The sequence below is a fragment of the Serratia sp. PF-27 genome (genome assembly GCF_030053255.1).
Classification (GTDB): Bacteria; Pseudomonadota; Gammaproteobacteria; order Enterobacterales; family Enterobacteriaceae; genus Serratia; species Serratia bockelmannii.
The window spans coordinates 134,156-158,998 of record NZ_JASGBT010000022.1; the positions used below are offsets into that span (position 1 = coordinate 134,156).

General features: G+C 56.8%; 27 protein-coding genes and 1 pseudogene. 24 read left to right on the plus strand and 4 right to left on the minus strand.

What is annotated here, in order from left to right:
- Window positions 1–19: 19 nt before the first annotated feature.
- The 17 genes and pseudogenes from QMZ29_RS20075 (at window position 20) to QMZ29_RS20155 (ending at window position 14,648) form a co-directional block, all read left to right on the plus strand.
- Window positions 20–1,079: pseudogene (locus tag QMZ29_RS20075) on the plus strand (methyltransferase).
- A gap of 66 nt (window positions 1,080–1,145) precedes the next feature.
- A complete protein-coding gene (locus QMZ29_RS20080; protein WP_261425078.1) occupies window positions 1,146–1,871 on the plus strand; it encodes a beta-ketoacyl synthase chain length factor in 726 nt (241 codons plus the stop codon).
- A complete protein-coding gene (locus QMZ29_RS20085; protein ID WP_025304411.1) occupies window positions 1,868–2,686 on the plus strand; it encodes a lysophospholipid acyltransferase family protein in 819 nt (272 codons plus the stop codon). Before QMZ29_RS20080 ends, QMZ29_RS20085 begins: the two co-directional genes overlap by 4 nt.
- Complete coding sequence (locus tag QMZ29_RS20090; RefSeq protein WP_049204340.1) at window positions 2,661–2,918, plus strand: phosphopantetheine-binding protein; 258 nt, start codon at window positions 2,661–2,663, stop codon at window positions 2,916–2,918. Before QMZ29_RS20085 ends, QMZ29_RS20090 begins: the two co-directional genes overlap by 26 nt.
- A gap of 13 nt (window positions 2,919–2,931) precedes the next feature.
- Window positions 2,932–3,183 (plus strand): acyl carrier protein, encoded by a 252-nt coding sequence (locus QMZ29_RS20095; protein ID WP_025304409.1) that lies wholly within the window; start codon window positions 2,932–2,934, stop codon window positions 3,181–3,183.
- Window positions 3,184–3,189: 6 nt separating this feature from the next.
- Window positions 3,190–3,768, plus strand: a complete 579-nt coding sequence (locus QMZ29_RS20100) for a COG4648 family protein (protein ID WP_127146315.1) — start codon at window positions 3,190–3,192, stop codon at window positions 3,766–3,768.
- Window positions 3,765–5,126, plus strand: a complete 1,362-nt coding sequence (locus tag QMZ29_RS20105; RefSeq protein WP_261425087.1) for an AMP-binding protein — start codon at window positions 3,765–3,767, stop codon at window positions 5,124–5,126. The genes QMZ29_RS20100 and QMZ29_RS20105 overlap by 4 nt, the downstream gene beginning before the upstream one ends.
- Complete coding sequence (locus QMZ29_RS20110; protein WP_025304406.1) at window positions 5,113–5,466, plus strand: ApeI family dehydratase; 354 nt, start codon at window positions 5,113–5,115, stop codon at window positions 5,464–5,466. Before QMZ29_RS20105 ends, QMZ29_RS20110 begins: the two co-directional genes overlap by 14 nt.
- Window positions 5,457–7,148: a glycosyltransferase family 2 protein gene (locus QMZ29_RS20115; protein ID WP_025304405.1), complete on the plus strand. Its 1,692-nt coding sequence runs from the start codon at window positions 5,457–5,459 to the stop codon at window positions 7,146–7,148. Before QMZ29_RS20110 ends, QMZ29_RS20115 begins: the two co-directional genes overlap by 10 nt.
- Before the next feature lie 3 nt (window positions 7,149–7,151).
- Window positions 7,152–7,574, plus strand: coding sequence for an acyl-CoA thioesterase (locus QMZ29_RS20120; RefSeq protein ID WP_025304404.1), 423 nt, complete (start codon window positions 7,152–7,154; stop codon window positions 7,572–7,574).
- Complete coding sequence (locus tag QMZ29_RS20125; protein ID WP_025304403.1) at window positions 7,571–8,176, plus strand: outer membrane lipoprotein carrier protein LolA; 606 nt, start codon at window positions 7,571–7,573, stop codon at window positions 8,174–8,176. Before QMZ29_RS20120 ends, QMZ29_RS20125 begins: the two co-directional genes overlap by 4 nt.
- A complete protein-coding gene (locus QMZ29_RS20130; protein ID WP_049204349.1) occupies window positions 8,145–10,466 on the plus strand; it encodes an MMPL family transporter in 2,322 nt (773 codons plus the stop codon). Before QMZ29_RS20125 ends, QMZ29_RS20130 begins: the two co-directional genes overlap by 32 nt.
- Window positions 10,463–11,050, plus strand: coding sequence for a DUF3261 domain-containing protein (locus QMZ29_RS20135; protein ID WP_004144509.1), 588 nt, complete (start codon window positions 10,463–10,465; stop codon window positions 11,048–11,050). The genes QMZ29_RS20130 and QMZ29_RS20135 overlap by 4 nt, the downstream gene beginning before the upstream one ends.
- A gap of 1 nt (window position 11,051) precedes the next feature.
- A complete protein-coding gene (locus QMZ29_RS20140) occupies window positions 11,052–12,221 on the plus strand; it encodes a beta-ketoacyl-[acyl-carrier-protein] synthase family protein (protein WP_261425090.1) in 1,170 nt (389 codons plus the stop codon).
- Entirely contained in the window at window positions 12,218–12,694 is a 477-nt protein-coding gene (locus QMZ29_RS20145) for a hotdog family protein (RefSeq protein ID WP_004144507.1), read from the plus strand. Before QMZ29_RS20140 ends, QMZ29_RS20145 begins: the two co-directional genes overlap by 4 nt.
- Window positions 12,691–13,422, plus strand: coding sequence for a 3-ketoacyl-ACP reductase FabG2 (locus tag QMZ29_RS20150; protein WP_004144506.1), 732 nt, complete (start codon window positions 12,691–12,693; stop codon window positions 13,420–13,422). Before QMZ29_RS20145 ends, QMZ29_RS20150 begins: the two co-directional genes overlap by 4 nt.
- Window positions 13,419–14,648, plus strand: coding sequence for a beta-ketoacyl-ACP synthase (locus QMZ29_RS20155; RefSeq protein WP_025304399.1), 1,230 nt, complete (start codon window positions 13,419–13,421; stop codon window positions 14,646–14,648). The genes QMZ29_RS20150 and QMZ29_RS20155 overlap by 4 nt, the downstream gene beginning before the upstream one ends.
- A gap of 55 nt (window positions 14,649–14,703) precedes the next feature.
- On the opposite strand, the gene QMZ29_RS20160 is transcribed toward QMZ29_RS20155, so the two are convergent.
- Together QMZ29_RS20160 and uriH are read right to left on the minus strand one after the other, a co-directional pair.
- Window positions 14,704–16,386: a PglL family O-oligosaccharyltransferase gene (locus tag QMZ29_RS20160; protein WP_261425091.1), complete on the minus strand. Its 1,683-nt coding sequence runs from the start codon at window positions 16,384–16,386 to the stop codon at window positions 14,704–14,706.
- Between the two features lie 694 nt (window positions 16,387–17,080).
- The gene (gene uriH / locus QMZ29_RS20165; RefSeq protein ID WP_261425092.1) at window positions 17,081–18,022 is read right to left on the minus strand and encodes a uridine-preferring nucleoside hydrolase UriH; all 942 of its coding nucleotides are present in this window, start codon (window positions 18,020–18,022) and stop codon (window positions 17,081–17,083) included.
- A gap of 207 nt (window positions 18,023–18,229) precedes the next feature.
- Between uriH and QMZ29_RS20170 the strand changes: the two genes are divergently transcribed.
- Together QMZ29_RS20170 and QMZ29_RS20175 are read left to right on the plus strand one after the other, a co-directional pair.
- Window positions 18,230–18,505 carry a zinc ribbon domain-containing protein gene (locus tag QMZ29_RS20170; protein ID WP_060434671.1) on the plus strand — a complete coding sequence of 92 codons (276 nt, stop codon included), beginning with the start codon at window positions 18,230–18,232 and terminating at the stop codon, window positions 18,503–18,505.
- Window positions 18,502–18,846, plus strand: a complete 345-nt coding sequence (locus tag QMZ29_RS20175) for a hypothetical protein (RefSeq protein ID WP_197811456.1) — start codon at window positions 18,502–18,504, stop codon at window positions 18,844–18,846. The genes QMZ29_RS20170 and QMZ29_RS20175 overlap by 4 nt, the downstream gene beginning before the upstream one ends.
- Here QMZ29_RS20175 and aaeR read toward each other — a convergent pair.
- Complete coding sequence (aaeR, locus tag QMZ29_RS20180; RefSeq protein WP_025304394.1) at window positions 18,837–19,748, minus strand: HTH-type transcriptional activator AaeR; 912 nt, start codon at window positions 19,746–19,748, stop codon at window positions 18,837–18,839. The genes QMZ29_RS20175 and aaeR overlap by 10 nt on opposite strands.
- Window positions 19,749–20,062: 314 nt before the next feature.
- Between aaeR and aaeX the strand changes: the two genes are divergently transcribed.
- The 5 genes from aaeX (at window position 20,063) to QMZ29_RS20205 (ending at window position 24,229) form a co-directional block, all read left to right on the plus strand.
- Complete coding sequence (aaeX, locus tag QMZ29_RS20185; protein WP_004936952.1) at window positions 20,063–20,266, plus strand: p-hydroxybenzoic acid efflux pump operon protein AaeX; 204 nt, start codon at window positions 20,063–20,065, stop codon at window positions 20,264–20,266.
- A 7-nt stretch (window positions 20,267–20,273) separates the two neighbouring features.
- A complete protein-coding gene (gene aaeA, locus QMZ29_RS20190; protein ID WP_033644462.1) occupies window positions 20,274–21,209 on the plus strand; it encodes a p-hydroxybenzoic acid efflux pump subunit AaeA in 936 nt (311 codons plus the stop codon).
- Window positions 21,209–23,176: a p-hydroxybenzoic acid efflux pump subunit AaeB gene (aaeB, locus tag QMZ29_RS20195; protein WP_025304392.1), complete on the plus strand. Its 1,968-nt coding sequence runs from the start codon at window positions 21,209–21,211 to the stop codon at window positions 23,174–23,176. The genes aaeA and aaeB overlap by 1 nt, the downstream gene beginning before the upstream one ends.
- A 280-nt stretch (window positions 23,177–23,456) precedes the next feature.
- Entirely contained in the window at window positions 23,457–23,924 is a 468-nt protein-coding gene (locus QMZ29_RS20200; RefSeq protein WP_025304391.1) for a ribonuclease, read from the plus strand.
- Window positions 23,925–23,929: 5 nt separating this feature from the next.
- Window positions 23,930–24,229, plus strand: coding sequence for a barstar family protein (locus tag QMZ29_RS20205; protein WP_004936963.1), 300 nt, complete (start codon window positions 23,930–23,932; stop codon window positions 24,227–24,229).
- Between the two features lie 30 nt (window positions 24,230–24,259).
- Here the strand turns inward: QMZ29_RS20205 and yjgA are convergent, their stop codons facing one another.
- Window positions 24,260–24,808: a ribosome biogenesis factor YjgA gene (gene yjgA, locus QMZ29_RS20210; RefSeq protein ID WP_004936968.1), complete on the minus strand. Its 549-nt coding sequence runs from the start codon at window positions 24,806–24,808 to the stop codon at window positions 24,260–24,262.
- Window positions 24,809–24,843: the final 35 nt, after the last annotated feature.

Below are 24,843 nucleotides of genomic sequence, written 5' to 3' on the forward strand. Positions count from 1 at the left end.
CAGGACGCTTATCATCGTTATGTACGAACAAGACACCTTTAATGCGCTTGATGCCATAACCGAAGCGCAACGCATAGCTTTCGCTCCCATGCTGTTTCAAACGGCGCTTTGTTTGCGCAATTGGGGGGGTGTTGGCCTATCTGGATAAGCAAGGTGAACAAGGCGCGTTTCTGGATGAAATCGTTGCTAATAGCAGTCTGAATGATTATGCCACCAGCGTGCTGTTGGATATGGGATTGAGTGGCCGCATCATTATCTGTCGCGACGAGCGCTACCGCCTGTCCAAAGTGGGGCACTTCCTGCTGCATGACGCGATGACCCGTGTGAATATGGATTTCACACAGGATGTCTGTTACCAGGGGTTGTTCTTTCTGGCGCAAGCGCTGAAGGAGTCCAAGCCTGCGGGGCTCCAGGTGTTCAGTGACACGGAAACTATCTATCCTGTGCTGTCCCAGTTACCATCCCCAGCTCGCGAAAGTTGGTTTGCATTCGATCATTACTACTCTGATGCGGCCTTTAGTGCGGCATTGCCGCATATTTTCGCCGGCAAACCCTTAAGCCTGTACGATGTTGGGGGAAATACGGGAAAATGGGCGCTGCGTTGCTGCCAATACGATGACGACGTCACGATTACGATACTGGATTTGCCGCAACAAATTGCACTTGCCCGCCAAAATGTCGAAAATGCCGGTTTTTCTCACCGCATTGGCTTTCATGCGGTTGATATGCTCGAAGAGGCCACCTTGCCTGGCGAAGCGGATATCTGGTGGATGAGCCAGTTCCTCGACTGTTTCGCTCCGCAGCAGATAATTGGCATGTTGGAGCGTATCGCTAAGGTGATGAAACCCGGCGCTCGGTTGTGCGTTATGGAGCTGTTCTGGGATGCGCAAAAATTTGAGGCGGCGTCATTCAGCCTGAACGCCACGTCGCTTTATTTCACGTGCATGGCTAACGGTAATAGCCGTTTTTACAGCGTAGAGAAATTTTATCGCTACCTGGAAGCGGCAGGATTTGAGGTGGAACAACGCGTCGATCATCTCGGTGTTGGTCATACCTTACTCATATGCAAGAAAATTTGACTTGAAAAGAGGCGTCAGTTTGGCGCGTTGTGCCAGGGATAACGGATACACCACGGATTTGCATTAATGAAATTTGCCTTGAACATTGTCGACTGGCAGGCACGAGCACCCGGCCTGAGCGCCGTGTCCCAGTGGCTTGCATGGGCGCACCAGCCTGATGCCATTGATCCGAGCGCGCCTCAGGCGTTGCCTGATGAATTGCCGATGATGGCCGCGCGTCGCTTGAGCTCCGGCAGTAAGCTGGCGGTTGATTGCGGGCTTTCTTTGCTTCGTCGTCATGCCGTTGATGCAGTGCTCTATACCAGCCGTCACGGGGAGCTGGAGCGCAACTACCGTATCCTCCATGCATTGGCGACCGGCCAGTCTGTTTCGCCGACGGATTTTACCATGTCGGTTCATAATTCCGCGGTTGGAAATCTGACGATCGTTGCTAGGCAACCGATAGTATCTTCTTCGCTTTCTGCTGGCATGGATACGTTTCAGCAAGGGCTTTGTGAAGTGGTTTGCTTGCTGCAGGCCGGCCATCAGCGTGTATTGATGGTGGATTTTGATGGTGTGATCCCAGCGTTTTACCATCCGGGGCTGCCTGCGCAAATGCCCACCTGGGCGTATGCCGTGGCGCTGCTGTTTGAGGCGGGGGATACGTTGCAATGCTCCACGGAGAGTGATTATGCAGGCAATGAAATGTCTTTGCCGCAAAGCTTGCGGTTTTTAAGGCACTATCTCGCGCAGACGCCCCACTTTACGATTGACGGAGAACGAGTGCAGTGGCGTTGGAGTCTCATGAAATGAATGCTGTAACCGGATTAAATCGCATCTGGCGCCTGGTAATGACCGGGTTTTGCTTCGCGTTATTCGGGCTCGGCGGGCTGCTGCTTTCCCTGACCTGGTTTAATTTGCTGTTGCTTGTTGTACGTGATGACAATAAGCGCTGCCGCATAGCGCGGCGCAGTATTTCAGCCAGTTTTCGATTGTTCTTGACGGTGGCGAGGAGCATTGGCGTATTAGATTACCGTATCCATGGCGCCGATTGCCTGCGTAATGAACGCGGCTGTCTGGTAGTGGCGAACCATCCTACGTTGATTGATTATGTGCTGCTGGCTTCCGTGATGCCGGAAACGGATTGCCTGGTGAAAAGTGCATTACTGAAAAATCCGTTTGTCAGCGGGGTGATTCGTGCAGCGGATTATCTGGTTAACAGCCAGGCTGAGACTTTGTTGCCACAGTGTCAGGAAAGATTGGGGCGTGGTGACACCCTTTTAATTTTTCCTGAGGGCACGCGTACCGAACCGGGGAAAAAGATGTCTCTGCAGCGCGGGGCGGCCAATATTGCCGTCCGTTGCCGCCGCGATCTGCGTATTGTGGCGATTTGCTGCAGTGAACATTTATTGGATAAACAGAGCAAATGGTACGATGTCCCCCTTACAAAGCCGCTCTTTGAGATCAAAGTACGCGGTCGAGTGCCGATCGAGCATTTTTATGATGGCAAAACACCAGAGCCGGCATTGGCGGCAAGGCAGCTGAACCGGTACCTTTCGCAACAATTACAATTCGTTGAAATACCTTTTTCGGAACTTAATGATGCAAGCGCTTTATCTAGAAATTAAAAATCTCATTATTGATACATTGAATTTGGAGGAGCTGACGGCGGATGATATTGAAACGCAGGCGGCTCTGTTCGGGGAAGGATTAGGACTGGACTCCATCGATGCGCTTGAACTCGGGCTGGCGGTAAAAAATAAGTACGGCATCGTGCTTTCCGCCGAAAGTGAAGAAATGCGCCAGCACTTTTACTCTGTAGCAACGCTGGCTTCTTTTATTCATTCGCAACGAGCCTGAGAAAGAATCCGCCATGACAGAACAACACGCTATTTATGAAGAAGTCTCCGCGCTTCTGATCAAACTCTTTGAAATTGATCCCGCGTCGATTACACCGGAAGCCCGCTTGTATGAAGATCTTGAGCTCGACAGCATCGATGCGGTCGACATGATTGTGCAATTGCAAAAGAAAACCGGCAGGAAGATCAAACCGGAAGAGTTTAAAGCTGTGCGAACCGTTCAAGATGTCGTCGAAGCGGTAGAACGTTTGCTGCGGGAAGCCTGATCCATCGTGCAGGGGAAAAGGTTGTCGGTGCTACAGGTTATGATGGCGCTAATATTGTTAGCTTGGCCGTTTTTGGTTTGGTTTGGCCTGCTGCATGACGGCCTGCATTGGCTGCTGCCATCGATGGCACTGATGCTGTTTCTACGCTTACGTCAGCTGCGGCGAAAAGCCGGGCCGATGCATCGCATTATGCAGTACGTGGCATTTGCTGGGGTTGCGTTATGCGTTGCCAGCGCGCTGTTACGCGCCCATCAACTGCTGCTGTGGTGGCCCGTAATTGTCAATTTGGTGATGCTGTGCGGCTTTGGGGGTTCGCTGTGGAGTGATATGCCGTTGGTTGAGCGTTTGGCTCGGCTGCGCGAGCCGCGGCTGCCGCCCGAAGGCGTTCGTTATACGCGTCGAGTTACCCAGGTCTGGTGCATCTTTTTCGTGTTCAACGGCTCCATGGCCTGTTTAACCGCCTTGCATGGAGATATGGCGCTTTGGACAATGTGGAACGGCATGATTGCTTATCTGCTGATAGGCGCGCTGATGGCCGGCGAATGGTTGGTGCGTCGTCGAGTAATGCAGCGAGATGTGCGATGACTCCCCCTCTTTCACTGTCGCAATGGTTAAGTGCATCGCGCTCCGATGAAACGCCCATTGCTTGGCTTGGCGAACAGACCTGGACACTCGGCCAATTGCGCTATGACGTATCGATATTGCTCGATCGTTTGCGTCAGCAAGAAGCCGATCGCTGGGCGCTGTGCTTTGAAAACAGCTATTTGTTCATTGTGGCGTTGTTGGCTGTCTTGTACGCCGGCAAAACACCGGTGATCCCAGGCCATCGCCGGCTCTCACTGCTTGAGGAGCAACGGTCGCTGTTCAGCGGCGTGTTAAGTGATGCCGAACTGTGCTGGAGCGAGGGGCTGCTCGTTGTGGCGTCAGCCCAAAAGTCGGCGCCGACGAAGATATGTCTACCGGCGATCGCCGATGACGCCAGCATCGAACTGTTTACTTCCGGATCCACCGGGCAACCCAAAAGAGTCATTAAGCGGGTCGCGGTTCTGGATTATGAAGCCAGGCTGTTGGCAACCCGCTTTTCTGGGCAGTTGGACGGTTGCCGTGTGGTGGCATCAGTTGCTCCCCTGCATCTCTATGGCCTCACGTTTCGCATTTTCTTGCCTATGTCGCAGGGATTACCTCTGCATGCGGCAATGGTTCATTACGCCGAACAGCTGGCCGCTTTTGATCGTTCTTATCGCTATCTATTCGTCAGCAGCCCTGCTTTCCTCAAACGGCTCGATCCCCGGTTGGCTGCGCCATCGGTCAGCATGATTTTCTCCGCAGGCGGCATGTTGCCATGGAAAGACGTTATGGCGACGCAGGCATGGCTTGGCGTCTGGCCGGATGAAATTTACGGCTGTACTGAAACCGGCATTCTTGCTTGGCGCTACCGTGAACAAGATGACATTCCGTGGCAACTGTTTCCGGGGGTGAGGCTCACGGCGGAGGGCGATGCCTTCCGCGCCGTATCACCGTTGATTGCGCAACCTGACGGGCAATTATTGGATGATGAGCTGCAGTTTATCGGGCATGGCCGTTTCCGTTTGCAAGGGCGCCGTGGACGAGTGGTGAAAATAGAAGAAAAACGCATCTCACTGAGTGAAGTTGAACGCCGGCTGATGGCGCTGGACGGCATTCAGGACGCGGCGGCGTTGCCGGTTGTTCGTCGAGGACGCCAAGGTATCGGCGCACTGCTGGTGTTAGATCGTGAACGGCAGGATGCCTGGCGAGAAAAGCACGGTAACGCGTTGGAGTTGTCGTGGCGTCGTGCACTGTCCCCGTGGCTTGAGCCGATGGCTATTCCTCGTTATTGGCGGGTGGTTAATGAAATCCCGGTAAACAGCATGAATAAGCGCGTTGATACGCAATTACAGGAGTTTTTCAATGACGCCCCATAAAATCGAATGCCACCAGCCGCAGCCTGGTCAAGCCGAGATCACCTTTTCTCTTGAGCCGGAACTGTTCTGGTTCAAAGGGCATTTCGCCGTGCAGCCGCTGTTACCGGGCGTAGCGCAACTCGACTGGGTAATGCATTTTTCCGCGATGTTGCTCACGCCGGGTTTTTACTTCCACAGTATTCAGAACGTCAAATTTCAAGCGCCGTTGTTGCCGGAAAATCGAGTGACGCTGAGGCTCAATTGGCATGAGGAGCGAGGCAGCCTTACTTTCGCTTACTTGCGGCATGATGGCGCAACCCTTCATACCGCCAGCAGCGGGAAAATCCGGTTATGTCGTTGAGTTATTTTCCCTGTGTCGTGATCCCCTGCTACAACCACGGCGCGATGATGGCGCGCGTACTGTCACGTCTTGAGCCGTTGGCCTTGCCTTGCATCATCGTCGATGACGGCAGCGATGCCACCACGCGGCGGGAGCTTGATGCTCTGGCTGAGCAATATGAACGAGTGACTCTGGTTCGTCTGGATGTCAACGCTGGTAAAGGCGTGGCCGTTATTCGCGGTTTGGAGGCGGCGGCATGCGCTGGTTTTACCCATGCGGTGCAGGTCGATGCCGATGGGCAACATGCGATTGAAGACATCCCTGCACTGTTAGCGCTCAGCGAACGGTATCCGGAAGCGCTGATTTCCGGGTTGCCGATATACGATGATTCCGTGCCGCGAGCGCGCCTCTACGGACGTTGGGTGACGCATGTTTGGGTATGGATTGAAACGCTTTCTCTGCAGTTGAAAGATAGTATGTGCGGCTTTCGCGTTTACCCGTTAGCCCCGACTTTACGGCTTGCCGGGCGCGTTTCACTGGGGAGGCGGATGGATTTCGATACGGAGGTGATGGTGCGCCTTTATTGGCAGGGTAACACCAGCTATTTCGTCCCGACGCGAGTGACCTATCCCCAGGATGGTGTATCGCATTTCGATACATTGAAGGACAACGTTCGTATTTCGATGATGCACACCCGCTTATTTTTCGGCATGTTGCCGCGCATTCCTTCACTGTTATGTCGCAGCACAAATGCGCATTGGGCGAAACAAGCGGAAGTCAAAGGAATGTGGGGCATGCGCTTCATGTTAGCGGTGTGGCGGTTGCTCGGTCGCCGCGCATTTTCGCTTTTGCTGTGGCCGGTGGTTGGCGTCTATTGGTTGAGCGCGGCGGCGCCGAGACGGGCATCCCGGCAGTGGCTTGCACGCGTACGTCAACAGCTTGTTTTGCGCCGGCAGGCAATTCCCCCGTATCTGAATAGCTACCGCCACTTTCTGCGATTTGGGCACGCCATGTTGGATAAGGTCGCCGGTTGGCGGGGTGAGCTGAAATTGGGGCGAGATATCGTTTTTGCTCCGGGGGCGGAAGAGGCACTAAACAGCGCCAGTACGCAGGGGAAGCTGTTATTGGCTTCACACCTGGGGGATGTGGAAGCGTGTCGGGCGCTGGCGCAGCGGCAAGGTGGGAAAGTGGTGAACGCCCTGGTCTTCAGCGAAAACGCCCAACGCTTTAAACAGGTGATGGAAGAAATGGCGCCGCAGGCGGGAATAAACCTGCTCCCGGTGAATGACATTGGCCCTGAAACGGCAATGTTGCTGAAGGATAAATTGGATCGCGGTGAGTGGGTGGCTATCGTTGGCGATCGCATTGCGGTAAATCCGCAGCGTGGTGGCGATTGGCGCGTCAGCTGGAGTTCGTTTATGGGGCAGCCCGCGCCTTTCCCGCAAGGGCCGTTTATTCTAGCCGCACTGCTGCGTTGCCCGGTATTGTTGATCTTTGCTTTGCAACGGGAGGGAAAACTGCACATACATTGTGAGGCTTTCGCCGATCCGCTGCCATTACCGCGAGCTGAACGTCAACAGGCCCTTCAGCTGGCTATCGATCGCTATGCTGCCCGTCTTGAACATTTCGCACTGATGTCCCCGTTGGACTGGTTTAACTTTTTCGATTTTTGGCGGCTGCCTGACACCGCCGATAAGGAGTAATGGGTGCTTAACGACCCTCGCTTTACGGCTGACGTTGAACTCACCATCCCGTTTCATGATGTCGACATGATGGGAGTGGTGTGGCACGGCAACTATTTTCGTTATTTTGAGATCGCTCGTGAGGCGCTGCTGAACCAGTTTGATTACGGTTACCGGCAAATGCAGGCGTCCGGGTATGTTTGGCCGGTTGTCGATACTCGGGTGAAATACCGCGACGTGCTGACATTTGAGCAGCGCATCCGCGTTCGCGCACAGTTGGAAGAGTATGAAAACCGCTTGCGCATCGCTTACCAGATATTCGATGTCTTGACTGCGAAACGGACCACAACGGGTTACACCATTCAGGTTGCGGTAGAAGAGAAAAGCCGTGAAATGTGCTTCGTGAGTCCAGATATTTTGTTTGAACGAATGGGAGTAGCGCCATGAGACTTTTGCCTTTATGCCTGCTTTTGCTGGCGCCGTGGGTGCATGCCGTCACGCTGGATGAGCTTCAGCAACGTTTTACCGGGCAGCCGGTGATCCGGGCTCATTTCGCACAGACGCGTACGATTAAGGACATGCCGCAACCGCTTCGCTCACAGGGGGAAATGCTGCTTGCCCGCGATCAAGGGTTGTTGTGGGATCAAAAGAGTCCTTTCCCCATGCTGCTGATGCTGAACGATTTTCGTATGGTTCAACAGGTGAATGGCCAGCCTCAACAAACGGTTACCGCCGAAAATAATCCGCAGATGTTCCAGTTTAACCATCTGTTGCGCGGACTATTTCAGGCCGATCGCAAGGCGCTGGAACAGAATTTCCGCGTAGGTTTTCAGGATAAGGGAGAGGGGCGTTGGGTACTTCGCCTGACGCCGACGACCACGCCATTGGATAAAATTTTCTCCTCAATCGATTTGTCTGGTGAAACTTATCTGGAGTCTATTCAGCTCTATGATAAACAAGGCGATCGTACGGAAATTATACTTTCTCAACATCGACTGACCCCTGCGACCCTGACTGATGACGAACGCCAACGCTTTGCCGCCGACTAATTCCCGCCGCCTCGCCCTGTTATGGGGATTGGTATGTTTGATGCTGCTCGGCGTGTTGTTGGCGTTGCTGCCGGGCGCACGTTTGAACAGCAGCGTGTTGGCGATGCTGCCCAAGCAGGCGCTGGGTTCGGTTCCGCTCGCGATAAGTGACGGCTTTATGCAGCGCCTGGATAAACAGGTAGTGTGGTTGGTCAGCCCCGGTAAACAGCCGGATCCGCGAGTAGCAGAAACGTGGTTGGCGCAACTTCAACAGTCACCCGCGTTGTCTGAAGTTAAAGGAAAGATGAACGCCGAAAGCCAGAAAGCCTGGGGAGCCTTTTTCTGGCAGCACCGCAACGGGCTTATCGATAGCGCCACTCGCATGCGCTTGCAAAATGGCGGTGAAGCGCAAGCGCAATGGGTTCTGTCACAGCTCTATTCCGCTTTTTCTGGCGTTAGTGGCAAAGAGTTGCGGAACGATCCATTGATGCTGATGCGTGGCTCCCAGTTGGCGCTTGCGCAAAACGGTCAGCGACTGCGGCTGATGGATGGCTGGCTTGTCACTCAGGACGAGCAGCAAAACTACTGGTATTTGTTACACGGGGAGCTGGTGGGTGACTCCTTCGATATGCAACAAACCCATCGCTTGGTGGCGGAGCTCGCGGTACAGGAAGCGTCACTGAAGGCGCTCTATCCGCAGGCGCAGCTGCTTTCTCGGGGGACGGTGTTCTACAGCGACTACGCCAGCCAGCAAGCGAAGCGGGATATCGCCACCCTCGGCGCTGCCACGATCCTGGGCGTGGTTCTGTTAATTATCGTGGTCTTTCGTTCATTGCGACCGTTGCTGTTGTGTCTACTTTCTCTCAGCGTCGGAGCATTGGCGGGGACGGTGGCCACGTTGGTGCTGTATGGCGAACTGCACCTGATGACGTTGGTGATGAGCATGAGCATCATCGGGATTTCTGCCGATTATACGCTCTACTATCTGACCGAACGCATGGTGCATGGCGCGGTCATGTCGCCCTGGCAAAGCCTGACGAAGGTTGGCAAAGCGCTTTTGTTGGCATTGTTGACGACGGTGGCGGCCTATCTAATCATGATGTTGGCTCCTTTCCCCGGCATTCGCCAGATGGCCGTGTTTGCCGCCATCGGACTTAGCGCATCGTGCCTGACCGTATTTTTTTGGCATCCCTGGTTGTGCCGCGGCTTACCGGTGCGGCCGGTTCCGGCGATGGGGGTGATGCTGCGTTGGTTGGCGGCCTGGCGGCGCAATAAAGCAGTGCGCGTAGGGGTGCCGACGGCCTTGGCTCTGCTGTCAATGGCTGGGATTGCCACGTTGCGTGTGAATGATGATATTTCCCAACTGCAGGCGTTGCCGTCTTCACTGCTGGCGCAGGAGAACAAGATTAGCCGATTGATCGGGCAAAATGTCGATCAAAAATGGTTCGTGGTCTATGGCGCTACTCCAGAACAGACACTGCGGCGGTTGGAAACTTTCCTGCCGCACCTGGAGCGAGCGCAACATGAGGGAATGATTAGCCATTTCCGCGCGATCCCCCTTAATTCGCTGGCGCGCCAAGAGCAGGATTTACGTCTGCTGCGTGACGCGGCACCAACCGTGCTTCTTGCGCTAAAAAATGCGGGGCTTGATATGGCTAACCCCGATCTGAACGCAATGCCGGTTTCCGTACCCACATGGCTGGAAAGCAGCATCAGCGAAGGTTGGCGTTTGTTGTGGCTGACTCTGCCCAACGGCCAGAGTGGGGCGCTGGTTCCCGTCGATGGTGTAACGTCAGGCAATCAATTGGGAGAGCTGGCGGACAAGCAGGCCGGTGTGGCATGGGTGGACCGCAAACAGTCTTTTGATTCGCTCTTCGCGCTCTACCGTTCCGTATTGACGGGGTTGTTGGGTATCGCGTTGGTTGTGATCGCCTGTGGCGCGATGGTTCGCCAAGGGTGGCGTAAAGGGCTTGTCAGCCTGATACCGTCCCTGTTGTCGCTGGGATGTGGGTTGGCTGTGCTCTCGTTTTGCGGGTATAGCGTAAACCTATTCTCGCTGTTGGCATTAGTGCTGGTATTGGGCATTGGCATCAATTACACACTGTTTTTCAGTAACCCGCAGGGGACGCCGCTGACTTCGCTGCTAGCCATTACGTTGGCGATGATGACGACTTTGCTAACGCTTGGCATGTTGTTGTTCAGTGACACGCAGGCAATCAGCTGTTTCGGAATTGTTTTGGTCAGCGGAATTTTCGTCGCCTGGCTACTTTCACCACTGGCGATGCCAAATAAAAAAAGAGAAAAAAGATGATGGTACGTAATTGCTGGCGATTCGCTGCGCTGCTCGTTGTGATGGGGATAGCCGGCTGCAGCCATTCGATTGCTCCGGGGAATGACACGTTCCCACAGGCCTGGCTAGAACCGGGCACCCGCGTGGTGTTGCCTGCGCCTGGTTTGTCACCTGCGATCGATAAGCAGCAACTGCTGACCGGTACTTTCAACGGCAAAAGCCAGTCGCTGTTGGTCATGTTGCATGCTGATGAGCAGAAAATCACCCTCGCCGGGCTTTCCTCCGTGGGAATTCGGCTGTTTAAGCTTACCTATGATGAGAATGGGTTACACGCCGAGCAATCTATCATCGTTCCTCAATTACCACCGGCAAGCCAGGTGTTGGCCGATGTCATGCTTAGCCTTTGGCCGCTTGAAACTTGGCGGGCGCGGCTGCCGAATGGCTGGACGATCGTCGATAAGGGTAATCAGCGCGAGCTGCGCAACGCCAGCGGCAAGCTGGTGACCGAGATCGCCTATCTTCAGCGTAATGGCCTGCGAGAGCCGATTAGCATTCAACAACATGCTTTTAAATACCAAATCACCATTCAATACCTGGGTGAATAACATGATTTACATCTCTGCCGTCGGTATGATTAATGCGCTTGGGAATTCTCTGGATGAGATAGCCGCAAACCTCGCTCGCGGCTCTGCGCCGGGTATGCGTCCGAGAGCGGGGTGGCTACAGGGGAACCCGGAAGCCGTGCTGGGCGGCGTTGAGGGAGAGTTACCCGTTATCCCTGCGTCGTTTTCCGCTCATCGTTCCCGTAATAATCAACTGTTGCTGGCCGCGCTGGAGCAGATCCAGCCGCAGGTTGATGAAGCCATCGCCAGGTTTGGCCGCGATCGGATTGCCGTCGTGATGGGCACCAGCACCTCCGGGTTAAACGAAGGCGATGAGCATGTACAGCTGACGCTCAACGGCGAAGTTAGCCCGCGTTGGCGGTATCCTCAGCAGGAGCTCGGCGATCCGTCGCGATTTCTCAGCCGCTGGCTACAGGTCGATGGGCCAGCATTTACGCTTTCGACAGCTTGCTCTTCCAGCGCCCGAGCCATTATCAGCGGGCGGCGGCTGATCGAAGCGGGGCTTGCCGATGTCGCCATTGTTGGCGGCGCCGATACGTTGAGCAGAATGCCGATCAACGGTTTTCACAGCCTTGAGTCGCTATCGTCTGAGCTTTGCCAGCCGTTCGCCCAAAACCGTTGCGGCATCACTATCGGTGAAGGCGCTGCACTCATGGTGCTGACCCGCGAGCCTCAGCCTCTTGTTCTATTAGGGGTGGGGGAATCCAGCGATGCTTGGCATATATCAGCACCGCATCCTCAGGGAGAGGGTGCCATTCGTGCCATTGAACAAGCCTTGGCCGAAGCGGATATCGAGGCGAAACAGGTTGGTTACATTAATCTGCACGGCACCGCGACACTGCTTAACGACCAAATCGAGTCCCGCGTAGTGCATTCGCTGTTTGGTGAACAGGTACCATGCAGTTCGACCAAGCATTTAACCGGCCATACTCTGGGGGCTGCGGGGATCACGGAGGCGGCTATCAGCGCGCTGATTTTACTGCGCAATTTACCTTTACCCGCCCAAGATTTCAGCGCTTCGCCAGCAGACTCCGCGCTCCCCGCTTGCGGTGTCATGCATACCAGCCAACCGTTGGCTCGACCGATAATCCTCTCTAACTCTTTCGCCTTTGGCGGAAATAACGCCAGTATTCTATTAGGGAAAGATGTATGAACGAATATTTGCCGCCGTCCGAGTACTTGCCTCATGCTGAGCCGATGATGCTACTGGATGAGGTCGTCAACGTGACTGAAAACGATGTTCACTGTCAGGTTAGCGTGCATCTTGGCGGAGTGTTGGGACCCTTTCTCGATGCTCAGGGCAATCTGCCGGGATGGTTTGCGCTGGAGTTGATGGCGCAAACGGTGGGGGTTTGGTCCGGCTGGCATCGCCGCCAAGCGGGGTTGCATGAAATTTCATTGGGCATGGTGCTTGGCGCCCGCGAGTTAACCTGTGCGGCCGGGCATCTACCAGGCAATGCGACGTTGAATGTTCAAGCTAGGTTGCTGATGCAAGACGAACGTTTCGGCAGCTTTGACTGCACCATTACCGTAGGGGAAGAGTGCCTGGCATCTGGCCGTGTGAATACTTTCCAGCCAACGTCAGAAGAATTGACATCGCTTTTTAATCAGGGAGAGACCGCATGAGTCGTTCAGTTCTGGTCACCGGGGCTAGTAAGGGAATTGGGGGCGCGATTGCTCGTCAGCTTGCCGCTGATGGTTTTATCGTCGGCGTCCATTATCACCGAGATCAGGCCGGCGCCCAGGAAACCCTCGCAGCCATTGAACAGTCTGGGGGGCAAGGTCGCCTGCTGAACTTTGACGTAAGTGAACGTGATCAGTGCCGTGAAGTGCTGGAAAAGGATATGGCTGCCCACGGCGCCTGGTACGGTGTGGTCTGCAATGCAGGCATCGCCCGGGATGGGGCGTTCCCTGCGCTTAGCGAGAACGATTGGGACAGCGTGATCCACACCAATCTCGACGGTTTTTATAACGTCATTCATCCTTGCATCATGCCGATGATCGGCGCACGTAGAGGTGGTCGAATCATTACGTTGTCGTCGGTATCGGGAATGATGGGCAATCGCGGTCAGGTCAATTATAGCGCCGCTAAAGCGGGGATCATCGGCGCCACCAAAGCATTGGCCATTGAGCTTGCGAAGCGCAAAATCACCGTTAACTGCATTGCTCCAGGCCTGATCGACACGGGGATGATCGAAATGGAAGAGGCCGCATTGAAAGAAGCGATGGCGATCATTCCAATGAAGCGCATGGGCCAGACGGATGAAGTTGCCGGCCTGGCGAGCTATTTAATGTCCGATATTGCGGGCTACATCACCCGCCAGGTCATTTCCATCAACGGAGGAATGTTATGACTTGTCGTGTTGTCATCACCGGCATGGGCGGCGTAACCGCCTTTGGGGAACGGTGGCAGGATGTTTCCCGGCGTCTGTTGGCATATGAAAATGCGGTGCGGACAATGCCCGAGTGGCAGATTTATGATGGATTGCATACCTTACTGGGCGCACCAATCGATGATTTCGTCCTGCCTGAGCATTACACCCGAAAGCGCATTCGCGCAATGGGGCGAGTCTCACTCCTTTCCACTCGCGCTACTGAACTGGCATTGGAACAAGCGGGGCTGATTGACGATCCGGTACTGACTAACGGCCAAACCGGCATCGCCTACGGTTCTTCGACGGGAAGCACCGGCCCCGTGAGCGAATTTGCCACTATGCTTACTGAAAAACATACCAACAACATCACTGGCACCACTTATGTGCAGATGATGCCACATACCACAGCGGTTAACACCGGTCTGTTTTTCGGCCTGCGCGGCCGAGTGATCCCGACCTCCAGCGCATGCACCTCAGGGAGCCAGGCGATTGGCTATGCCTGGGAGGCTATTCGTCACGGTTATCAGAAGGTTATGGTTGCTGGTGGCGCAGAAGAGCTTTGCCCCTCGGAGGCCGCGGTGTTCGATACGCTATTCGCAACGAGCCAGCGTAACGATAGCCCTAAAAGCACACCGTCCCCTTTCGATCGGCAGCGTGATGGCTTGGTGATTGGCGAAGGTGCCGGGACGTTGGTCCTGGAAGAGTTGGAACATGCGAAAGCGCGCGGCGCCGTTATCTACGGTGAAATTGTCGGTTTTGCCACCAATTGCGATGCGGCGCATATCACTCAACCGCAGCGTGAAACGATGCAAATATGCATGGAGCAGGCGTTGAAGATAGCTGGCTTGAATGTGCGGGACATCGGCTATATTTCCGCTCATGGCACTGCCACCGATCGAGGGGATATCGCTGAAAGCCAGGCTACGGCAGCTATTTTTGGCGGCCAAACGCCGATTTCATCGCTGAAAAGCTATTTTGGCCATACGCTGGGAGCCTGCGGCGCGCTGGAGGCCTGGATGAGTTTGCAAATGATGCGAGAAGGCTGGTTTGCGCCAACGCTTAACCTTCATCAGCCGGATGAGCAGTGTGGTGAGCTGGATTATATTATGGGGGAAAGCCGGCGCATCGATTGTGAATACTTACAGAGCAATAATTTCGCGTTTGGCGGCATCAATACCTCCATCATCATTAAACGTTGGGTTTAAGTTGAAACGGCGGGAGCAATAAAATTGATTTCCGCCATTCCAACCTCTATAGGGTTTACCTAAACCGCGCATCCCGAGAAAACAGAAAAGCGGCCTCCCGCTGGCGAGCGTCGGCTTGTGCCTGATCCCCCTGATAGCGCAAGATCATGATCAGCGTGGCGTAGACGTTGGCGTCGATGCGGCGCTGCAGATAGGCATTGGCCCACTGCCGATAGCCGGTCAACAGGGCATCATCGCGCGTTTGGTTATAGACCAGCAGCGCGTGAGATTGCTCGTCGAACGTTTTGCGCTCCCGATAGATCCAGGCGGCCGGCGGCGGCATCTGCTCGATGCTGTCGATGGTGGCCAGCATCGTGCGCTCCGATTGGGTGAGCGCCATGCGCCCTTGCCAGGCGAAGACCGCCATCACTAACACGCCGAGCGCCGCCATTGCTACAGGCAGACTCAGGGCTTTGGCTAACGGCAGCGGGCGTGGGGCGCCGGTTTGGCCGTCCAACAGTGCCAGCAGCAGCAGAAACGCCAGCCAATGCGGCGCAGACAGATAGAAAGGGTATTCCAGTTGGGTGTGTATCAACATTGGCAGCAGCACCAGAAACAGCCCGACGCGCGCACCGGCCGGCGCTTCGCGATCCCGTTGCCAGGCGCGTTTCAGCAGCAGCGCGCCGGCGACGATGACGATAGCGATACCTGCCAGCGCCGGCAGGCCGCCCTCAACCCACCACAGCAGGATTTCATTGTGCGGATGCCCGGCGACTTCCAGCACTTCTCGCCAGGGCATTGTCTGCAGGCGGAAGTGCGCGAAGCTGTATTCAAAGCCGCCATAGCCCCAGCCCAGCAGCGGCTTGGCCAGGATCATGGCGCCGACGTCGTGCAGCATGGTCAGGCGCGCGCTGTTGGAAAGCTCCCGTCCGATCAGGCCAGCGCGGCCATCCAGACCGAAACCGGTGAACAGCACCGTCAGACCGATCGCGGCGCCCAGCAGCAGCGCGCCGCCGGCCCAGCGGCTTGCGGCCGGGCGTTGGCGGGCAAAGCGCCACAGCAGCAGCGCCGCCGCCAATGCGGCCCCCAACCAGGCGGCGCGCGACTGGATCAGCACCAGCAGGGCGGAGAAAGCGGCCTGCAGCGCGAGCAGCGGGATTTGCCGCCGCCGCGTTGGCGCAGAGAGGGGAGCCAGCAGCTGCCAGAGCGCCAAAGCCAACCCGGTGGCGATAAAGCTGCCCAGCACGTTCGGTTGCTGAAAGACGCCGTAGACCCGGCTGCCGTTAGGGGATACCCAAGCCAGCGCGGGGGCGAACAGTTGCAGAGCCGCCAGCAGTGCCTGAACGCCGACGGCGAACAGCAGACCGTACAGCAACAGGTTGCGCTGCCTGGGGGTTAGGCGCAGTTGCAGGCAGGCGACATAGAAAAGCCAACCACCGAGCAGACCGGCGCAGCGCCACAGGGCGTCTTCGCGCCACTCGGAGCGAGTATACAGCAGCGGCAGCGCCAGCACGGCGATGCCGAGCAGCAACAGGCGTGCGGTGGGGGTCAGCGAAAGACGGGTGCGGCCAAGGCAAACGGTGAACGTCACTATCAGCGTGGTGAGCGCCATGACGGCCCAGGCCAGAATGTTTTGCGGCAGCGCCAGACCGTCGCCGCCCATATTGGGGTAATAAATCGGCAGGATCACCGTCATCCAGATCAGCAGCAGGGGCAGCACGGCGATGGTCGCTGCGTTAGCGGGAGATTTATCGGCCATGGTTAACCTGCCATGGCCTGATAGCGTTTATTGAATGCATGTTTTTATTATTCCCTTTCCTTTGTCCTGATATTGAAATGCGTGTAATGTTCAATTCGCAAATGTTTCACGGGAAATTTAAACCGTCTTTATGGTGAAGCGATAAATAATGTTTGCCCTGAGAATGCGCGAGGCTGTGTACCCAAAGAAAGTTTAATCCGTATTTTTCACCCGAAAAAGGTATGTTTGTTGTTTGCAAAAACAGACGCGCCATTTTCTCAAATCTATTGTGATTCAGTCAATTCATTATCTAATTCTTGTTTTTATCAATTGAAATCAAATGGTTGGTTGTGATCCCTGCGTGCGTGAATATCGTGGAGTATCCCGGCAATGGCCTATATTGTCAGGCCCTGTGAAGAATAGAAGAGGTATCTGATTTTTTAATTGATGTCGTCAGTGTCGGCGCGACGGCGGAAATTTATCTCATCGTTTCTCATTGCTGATTTTTAAATTCAATGTGATTTTCATTTTATTATTTTTATTAGGATTCTTCTTGTCTTTATCTGTTTTTTTAAATTTTCATGAAATGATTTATTATTAGGATTGTTCTGCTGCATTGGAAATAAAAGCGGTTATGACTTGAGCCTCCCCGTTGCCGCGGCAGAATACAGACTAACGCGCCTGCCAAAGCGCGTTAATCCACTCTTCACAAACCTCACTCCACTTCGCCAATCCGTTCCAGCGCATCCACCACCAGATCCCAGAATTTATCCTGATCCAGTTTGACCGCGACCTGGGTGTGGCAGTCCGGCGGCGGCGGCGCGCGGAAGTCCGCGACCGTCATGCCCAACGTCAGGGTGCCGGTCAGCTCGATATCCACCGGCGCTTTACGCACCGACATGACGCTCGGATCGATCACATAGGCCACCGCGCAAGGATCGTGCACCGGCGGGGCGCTGAAGCCCTGCGCCTGCCGGTACATACGGCCAAAGAATGCCAGCAGCTCGCCGACGAAGGCGGCCGGCCGGGTGCCCAGGGCGGCGATGCGTTCGCAGACTGCCGACGTGGCCAAAGCCTGGTGGGTGAGATCCAGCCCGACCATGGTCAGCGGCCATTTTTCGTTAAACACGATGTGTGCCGCCTCGGGATCGATTTTGATATTGAACTCCGCCACCGCGCTCCAGTTGCCCACATGGTAGCCGCCACCCATCAGCACCACTTCCTTGACCCGCTCGGCAATGCGCGGCTCTTTACGCACCGCCATGGCGATATTGGTCAGACCGCCGGTCGGCACCAGCGTTACGCTGCCGGGCGGGTGAGCCATCACGGTATCGATGATCAGATCCACCGCGTGGCGCGAGTCCAGCTGCAGGTGGGATTCCGGCAGCACCGGGCCATCGAGGCCGGAATCGCCGTGAATGTCGGGCGCCACTTCGATATTGCGCACCAGCGGGCGCGGGCAGCCGGCGGCGAAGGGCACGCCGGTGATATTGGCGATGCGCGCCACCGCCAGCGCGTTGCGCGTCACTTTGTCCAGCGTCTGGTTACCCACCACGGTGGTGACCGCCAGCAGGTCGATCTGTGGATTGCCCCAGGCCAGCAGCAGGGCAATCGCGTCGTCATGCCCCGGGTCACAGTCCAGTATGATTTTTTTCATGGTTATTCCTGATACAGGGAGAGGTTCCCGCAGCATAGCGCAGCGCGGCGACGTGGGATAATGCCGATGATGCTTTTGTTAACGGCATCAAAGCCTTGCCACTTTTACGATGTAATGAAACGTAAATCCTCATCGTCGGGCTTTACCCTGGAGTTTACTCCAGGGTTTACAGTGAGCTTCAGCGTCAATGCACAGAGGAGAGGTGGGATGAGCTTACTGAAAAGGTTGTTGGGGCAAGGCGGTGTTAACGGTGGTCATCAGCGCGCGGGCCACGGCGGGGGCCATCATGGTAACCGCTATAACCAGCATGGCGAGCCGGGGCCGCAGTGCCCGGAATGCCGGGCGGTGAATAAATCGGGCGCGCGTTATTGCCACCGCTGCGGTCAGCCGTTTGCCGCGGTGAGCGCCACCTGCGGCCAGTGCGCCGCACCGCTGCCGTCGGGCAGCCGCTTTTGCCCGCAGTGCGGCGGTGGTGTGCCGTGAACCGGGGCGGTTGGACGCTCGCGCTGCTGCTGGGCGCCATGGCGCTGTGGACCGTGTTGGCCTGGGGCGTAGCCGGGGTGCTGGCCTGGCTCCCGGCGTTGGCGGAGGCGGCCGGGAACGCATCGTTGCCGGTGAACGGTGCGCTGAGCCTGGTGCCGCAGACGGTGCTGGATGCCTGGCTGCCGTGGCTGAAACAGCTGGGCAGCGGACTGGCGAGCTATTTTCCTCTGCTGCTGACCTGGGCGGGCTACGCCGTCTGGCTGCTATGGGGCCTCGGCATGCTGGCGCTGGTGCTGCTGGGCGCGCTGGCGCACCGTTATTTGAGCGGCGCTCAGCGATAGCCCTGATAGACCGCCGCCACGCGTTCGAAATAGTCGGTTAGGTAGTTGATACACACCTGCACCTTCAGCGGCAGTTTGTCCTTCTCGGTATAGAGCGCGTAGATCGGCCGCGGATCCGAATGGTAGCTTTTGAACAGGATCTCGATCTCGCCGCGTTTGATCTCTTCGATCACCCACATCAGCGGGGCGTAGGCGATGCCGGCGCCGTTTTTCAGCCAACGGATCATAGTGGAGGAATCGTTGGTGACGAAGCGCCCCTGCGGGGAAATGCGCGTGGTGATGCCCTCCGGCGACATCAGTTCAAATTCGCTGTCGGGCCGCACGCTGTACTCCAGCCAGGAAAAGTTGACCATGTCGCTCGGCTTCTGCGGCGTGCCGTGCTGGCTGAGGTAGCTTTTGGCGGCGCACACCACCATCGGCATCTGCCCCAGGCGGCGGGAGAACAGGCTGGAGTCCTGCAGCGCGCCGGTGCGGATCACCAGATCCAGCCCGTCGGTGATCAGGTCCGGTGCCGGAATGCCGGTCACCAGGTTGACCGTCAGACCCGGATACTCTTTCATCATCTCGGCGGTCATGTTCGCCAGCACGTTTTGCGCCATGGTGGATGAGCTGCCGATACGCAGCGTACCGGCGGGCGTATTGTTAAACGCATACAGTTGCTCATGCACTTCGCTGACTTCCTGCAGCATGCGTCGGCAGCCCTGATAGTAGATTTTGCCGGCCTCGGTCAGGCCGATGCTGCGCGTGCTGCGGTTCAACAGCTTGACCTGCAGCTCATTTTCCAGTTTCGAGACGGTTTGGCTGATCGATGAAACGCTCATGCCGAGTTGGCGCGCGGCCGCGGTAAACGACCCGAACTCAACCACTTTGGCGAATACCGACATCCGTTTTAATCTTTCCATTATTCACTCTGGCTTAAAAGTGATTTAGATCACAGATTGTTGATGCCTTGATAGTAAGCAGGCTAATATAACGTGGTCGGGTGAATAGACCTTACCAACGTGCGAGAGCGATCGGCGACGTAATCCTGCCGCTCCTCCGGCACCCTCGCAATCCCTGTCGTGGATGTCTGCCCCAAAGTTTAACCTTTTTTCGGGTTCGTGACCTGGACAAGCTGTCTGGTCAAGATTTGTGGCGCGCGCACGCTAAAATGTAAAGAGAATGTGAATGGCAAGGCCTGTCCTCCTCCGGCGCAGTGAACAATAAGGAAAAATTGATGAGTTTGCTTCCGGTTATGGTCATCTTCGGACTGTCGTTTCCGCCGGTGTTTTTCGAGCTGTTGGTGTCGCTGGCGCTGTTTTTTCTCTTGCGCCGCCTGCTGCAGCCGACGGGGATTTACGATTTTGTCTGGCATCCGGCGCTGTTTAATACCGCGCTGTATTGCTGCTTGTTTTATCTGATTTCGTGTCTTTTTGTTTGAGGTCGCTGTGAAAAATTTTTCGATAAAAATAACCCGAATCGCGATCACTTTGATTCTTGTGCTGCTGGGCATTGCCGCGGTATTCAAGGCCTGGGTGTTCTACACCGAGTCGCCGTGGACGCGTGATGCCAAGTTCACCGCCGACGTGGTGGCGATCGCGCCGGACGTCAGCGGCCTGCTGACCGACGTGCCGGTGGTGGACAACCAGCTGGTGAAGAAAGGTCAGGTGCTGTTCGTGGTCGATCGGCCGCGTTATGAGCAGGCCTTGGCGGAAGCCGGCGCCGACGTCGCCTACTATCAGACGTTGGCGGCGGAGAAACGGCGTGAGGCCGGCCGCCGCGTGAAGTTGGGCGTGCAGGCGATGTCGCAGGAAGAGATTGACCAGTCGAACAACTCGCTGCAGACCGTGCAGCACCAGCTGGCGAAGGCCATTGCGGCGCGCGAGCTGGCGCAGCTGGATCTGGAGCGCACCACGGTGCGCGCCCCGGCCGATGGCTGGATCACCAACCTCAACGTACACGCCGGTGAATACATCACCCGTGGGTCGGTGGCGGTGGCGCTGGTGAAGAAAGATTCCTTCTACATCCTGGCGTACCTGGAAGAGACCAAGCTGAACGGCCTGAATAAGGGCGATCGCGCGGAGATCACTCCGCTCGGCAGTAACCGCATCATGCACGGCACCGTCGACAGCGTGGCGGCGGCGGTGAACAACAGCAGCAGCACGGTGAACAACAAAGGGTTGGCCTCGATCGACAGCAACCTGGAGTGGGTACGCCTGGCGCAGCGCGTGCCGGTGAAAATCCTGCTGGACGCCAAGGATCAACAGCATCCGTACCCGGCCGGCACCACTGCCACCGTGGTGATCGTTGGCAAAAACGATCGCAATGCCGACAGCGGCTCACCTTTTGTGCGCCTGATGCACCGGCTGCGTGAGTTCGGCTAATGAGCAGCCCAACCTTTATCCGGCTGAGATTCGCCTTCAAACTCAGCTTCGCGATTGTGTTTGCGCTGTTCGTCGGCTTCCATCTCAATCTGGAAACCCCGCGCTGGTCGGCGATGACCGCCGCCATCGTCGCCGCCGGCCCGGCCTTTGCCGCCGGCGGTGAACCCTTCTCCGGCGCCATCCGCCACCGCGGCTGGCTGCGTATCATCGGCACCTTTATCGGCTGCTTCGTCGGCCTGATCATTATCATCACCACCGCCCGCGCGCCGGTGGTGATGCTGTTGCTGTGCTGCATCTGGGCCGGTTTCTGCACCTGGCTTTCTTCACTCATCAAGGTGGAGAACTCCTATGCCTGGGGGCTGGCCGGATATACCGCGCTGATCATCATCGTGACGGTCGCTACCAGCGAGTCTCATCTGCTGGAAGCGCCGCAGTTCGCCATCGAGCGTTGCAGCGAGATCGTGCTGGGGATCGTCAGCGCCGTGTTGGCGGATCTGCTGTTCTCGCCGCGTTCGATCAAACAGGACATCGATCGGGCGGTGGATCAGCTGCTGGTGGCTCAATACCGCCTGATGCAGATGTGCATCAGCAACGCCGATAAAGAAGACATCGATCGCGCCTGGAGCAATCTGGTCAAGAGCACCACGGCGCTGGACGGCATGCGCAACAACCTGATGATGGAGTCCTCGCGCTGGCAGAAGGTCAATCGACGGGTGAAGGCGCTGCATACACTGTCGCTGACGTTGATCACCCAGGCCTGCGAAACCTATCTGATCTTGTTGAATCACCCGGAGGCACTGAAAGACAGCCTGCGGGAGCAACTGATGGTCCCGGCGGAAACCCCGCAGGAGATCCACAAGCGCATGAAGCTGTTGCGCCAGGTGCTGACCACGCATCGTTCCGAGGAAACGCTGCCGACCATCACCGGCTGGGTCGGCGCGGCGACGCGCTACCTGTTGCTGTCGAAAGGCGTGCACGCCAACTGCAGCATCAGCGCGGTGGAAGAGGGCGTGTTGAGCAACGAAACCGTGGTCAAACCGACTTCGGCGGAAGGGCATCACGCGATGATCAACGGCTTGCGTACCTTTGTGGCGACGGCCTTCGGCAGCCTGCTGTGGCTGTGGACCGGCTGGACGTCCGGCAGCGGTTTTATGGTGATCATCGCTGTGATCACCTCGCTGGCGATGCGCACCCCGGCGCCGCGCATGGTGGCGATGGATTTCGTGCTGGGCATGCTGGCGGCGATCCCGGTCGGTTCCCTGTTCTTCATGGTGATCCTGCCGGCGACCCAGCAGAGCATTTTGCTGCTGTGTCTCAGCCTCGGCCTGCTGGCGTTTTTCATCGGCATCGAGGTGCAGAAGCGGCGGCTCGGTTCGCTGGGGCTGCTGGCGGGGACCATCAACATTCTGGTGCTGAGCAACCCGATGGAGTTCAACGTGACCCAGTTTCTCGATGGGGCGCTGGGCCAGTTCCTCGGCAGCTGCGTTGGGCTGATGGTGCTGCTGCTGATCCGCGATAATTCGCGCGAACGCACCGGCCGCACGTTGCTCAACCAGTTCGTCAGCAGCGCGGTGTCGGCGCTGACCACCAAGGCGGCGCGCCGTCGGCAAAACCACCTGCCTGCGCTGTATCAGCAGCTTAATCAGCTGCTGATGATGTTCCCGAACGACATCGCCAAGTATCGTCTGGCGCTGAACCTGATCATCGCCCACCAGCGCATGCAGCGAGCGGAAATTCCGGCCAGCGAAGAGCTGTCGGCCTTCCACCGCCAGATCCGCAGCACCGCCGATCGGGTGGTCTCCGCCAAGAACGACGTCAAGCGCGCCTATTACTACGATCGCTTGCTGGGTGAGATGAACGAGTACCAGCAGAAGCTGGTGGACAATCAGGCACCGCTCAGCGTCACCGGGCCCGTGAAACGCCTGGCCGATATGCTGCATCGCTATCGTCACGCCTTGATCGATTGATGCGTTCCCTCCTGTTGCGCCGCGTTGTGCGGCGTCTTCCCTGACTATACTGAAAGCAGTGCCCGATCTGGCGGGCCGTCTCATAAGAGGCGGCCCGTTTTCAGAGAGACTCCGAGTGCCAGAACGGCTGGAAAGTGGCATCATTGTCATGAATGGATGAAACGCTTACCGCCGCGAAAACGTGACGTGCCGGTCATCTTAGTTTCATCCAGGTCGACTATATACCTAACTAGCCTGGGGGGGCTGCGGCACCTTCGGCGGCATAATTTCAGGGAATGTCATGAACAAGCGGATTCTGTTGGCGATTGTCATCGCCGTGGTCATCGCCGTCTTCAGCGCGCTGCGCGGCAACGAGCACCGTGCGATCGACGGCAATCCGGCGAGGGTGCCGGCACCGGCGGGCCAGCAGCAGAGCATCGACCGGCTCACGCAGCAGCAAACGGTGGTGAGCTACCTGCAGCAGCATCAGCGGCTGCCGGACTATTACGTCACCAAGAAGCAGGCGCGCGAGCAGGGCTGGGATCCGCGTTCAGGCAACCTTTGTGCAGTATTGCCGGGCAAGGCGATTGGCGGCGATCGATTCTCTAACCGTGAAGGGCAACTGCCGAGCGCCGGCGGCCGGGTCTGGCGCGAAGCGGACATCAATTACCAGTGTGGCCGGCGCGGCGCCGATCGCCTGTTGTATTCGAGCGACGGTCTGATCTTCGTTACGCGCGACCATTACAAAAACTTCATTCGTGTGGAGTGAGTTTGATGGCAAAAGTAGAGTTTGATTTTGAGCAGATCCAGGACGTGCCAACCTTCTACCGCGATTTCGCGCACAAGTTTGCGCTGGACGAGGGGTTTGGCGCCAACCTCGACGCGCTGTGGGACGTGGTGACCGGCGATATCGGTCTGCCGGTGGAAATCGAGTTCACCCACCTCAATGCCCGCAGCAAGCGTCGTTTCGGCGCAATCATTCTGCTGTTTGAAGAAGCGGAAGAAGAGCTGGAAGGCAGCCTGCGCTTCAATATCCGCGAAAGCAGCGGCGAACCGGCGCATCACCGGGGATGAAACGGGTTCATCCCGGGACGGCGGCGGCGCTTAGTCAGCCGCTTCGGCCAGCTCGCGCAGGTATTGGAAGATCTGGCGGTAAGCCTTAGGCGGCTTGTTGGCGGCCTTCTCTTTCTGCGCGTTGCGCACCAGTGAACGCAGCTGTTGACGATCGGCTGCTGGATACAGATCCAGGATCGACGGAATGACGTCATCGCCCTCTTCCACCAGGCGGTCGCGCAGCGCTTCCAGCTTATGGAACAGCGAAACCTGCTGGTTGTGGCGGTTTTTCAGCTTGTCGAGCGCGGTCTGAATCGGCTCGATATCGCGGGCGCGCAGCATCTTGCCGATCAGCTGCAGCTGACGGCGACGGCCTTCTTTCTTGATCTTCTGCGCCAGCTCGATGGCGGCGCGCAAATCTTCGTCCAATGGAATGCGATCCAGCGCGTTTTTGCCCAGATCGACCATTTCGGCCCCCAGGTCTTTCAGCGCTTCGGCATCACGTTTAATTTCACTTTTACTGACCCAGATAATCTCGTCATCGTCCTCGTTTTCATTCTCCGGGACATCGTCGAGCCAGTCTTCAGGCTGTTTGTTCATGGTAGGCTCCGTTAAAAAGAGGCTAATCCTAACAG

Coding starts and splice junctions, on each gene's coding strand:
- QMZ29_RS20080 (WP_261425078.1), top strand. CDS start 1,146: ATGAAATTTGCCTTGAACATTGTCGACTGGCAGGCACGAGCACCCGGC.
- QMZ29_RS20085 (WP_025304411.1), top strand. CDS start 1,868: ATGAATGCTGTAACCGGATTAAATCGCATCTGGCGCCTGGTAATGACC.
- QMZ29_RS20090 (WP_049204340.1), top strand. CDS start 2,661: ATGCAAGCGCTTTATCTAGAAATTAAAAATCTCATTATTGATACATTG.
- QMZ29_RS20095 (WP_025304409.1), top strand. CDS start 2,932: ATGACAGAACAACACGCTATTTATGAAGAAGTCTCCGCGCTTCTGATC.
- QMZ29_RS20105 (WP_261425087.1), top strand. CDS start 3,765: ATGACTCCCCCTCTTTCACTGTCGCAATGGTTAAGTGCATCGCGCTCC.
- QMZ29_RS20110 (WP_025304406.1), top strand. CDS start 5,113: ATGACGCCCCATAAAATCGAATGCCACCAGCCGCAGCCTGGTCAAGCC.
- QMZ29_RS20115 (WP_025304405.1), top strand. CDS start 5,457: ATGTCGTTGAGTTATTTTCCCTGTGTCGTGATCCCCTGCTACAACCAC.
- QMZ29_RS20125 (WP_025304403.1), top strand. CDS start 7,571: ATGAGACTTTTGCCTTTATGCCTGCTTTTGCTGGCGCCGTGGGTGCAT.
- QMZ29_RS20130 (WP_049204349.1), top strand. CDS start 8,145: ATGACGAACGCCAACGCTTTGCCGCCGACTAATTCCCGCCGCCTCGCC.
- QMZ29_RS20135 (WP_004144509.1), top strand. CDS start 10,463: ATGATGGTACGTAATTGCTGGCGATTCGCTGCGCTGCTCGTTGTGATG.
- QMZ29_RS20140 (WP_261425090.1), top strand. CDS start 11,052: ATGATTTACATCTCTGCCGTCGGTATGATTAATGCGCTTGGGAATTCT.
- QMZ29_RS20145 (WP_004144507.1), top strand. CDS start 12,218: ATGAACGAATATTTGCCGCCGTCCGAGTACTTGCCTCATGCTGAGCCG.
- QMZ29_RS20150 (WP_004144506.1), top strand. CDS start 12,691: ATGAGTCGTTCAGTTCTGGTCACCGGGGCTAGTAAGGGAATTGGGGGC.
- QMZ29_RS20155 (WP_025304399.1), top strand. CDS start 13,419: ATGACTTGTCGTGTTGTCATCACCGGCATGGGCGGCGTAACCGCCTTT.
- QMZ29_RS20160 (WP_261425091.1), bottom strand. CDS start 16,386: ATGGCCGATAAATCTCCCGCTAACGCAGCGACCATCGCCGTGCTGCCC.
- uriH (WP_261425092.1), bottom strand. CDS start 18,022: ATGAAAAAAATCATACTGGACTGTGACCCGGGGCATGACGACGCGATT.
- QMZ29_RS20170 (WP_060434671.1), top strand. CDS start 18,230: ATGAGCTTACTGAAAAGGTTGTTGGGGCAAGGCGGTGTTAACGGTGGT.
- aaeR (WP_025304394.1), bottom strand. CDS start 19,748: ATGGAAAGATTAAAACGGATGTCGGTATTCGCCAAAGTGGTTGAGTTC.
- aaeX (WP_004936952.1), top strand. CDS start 20,063: ATGAGTTTGCTTCCGGTTATGGTCATCTTCGGACTGTCGTTTCCGCCG.
- aaeB (WP_025304392.1), top strand. CDS start 21,209: ATGAGCAGCCCAACCTTTATCCGGCTGAGATTCGCCTTCAAACTCAGC.
- QMZ29_RS20200 (WP_025304391.1), top strand. CDS start 23,457: ATGAACAAGCGGATTCTGTTGGCGATTGTCATCGCCGTGGTCATCGCC.
- QMZ29_RS20205 (WP_004936963.1), top strand. CDS start 23,930: ATGGCAAAAGTAGAGTTTGATTTTGAGCAGATCCAGGACGTGCCAACC.
- yjgA (WP_004936968.1), bottom strand. CDS start 24,808: ATGAACAAACAGCCTGAAGACTGGCTCGACGATGTCCCGGAGAATGAA.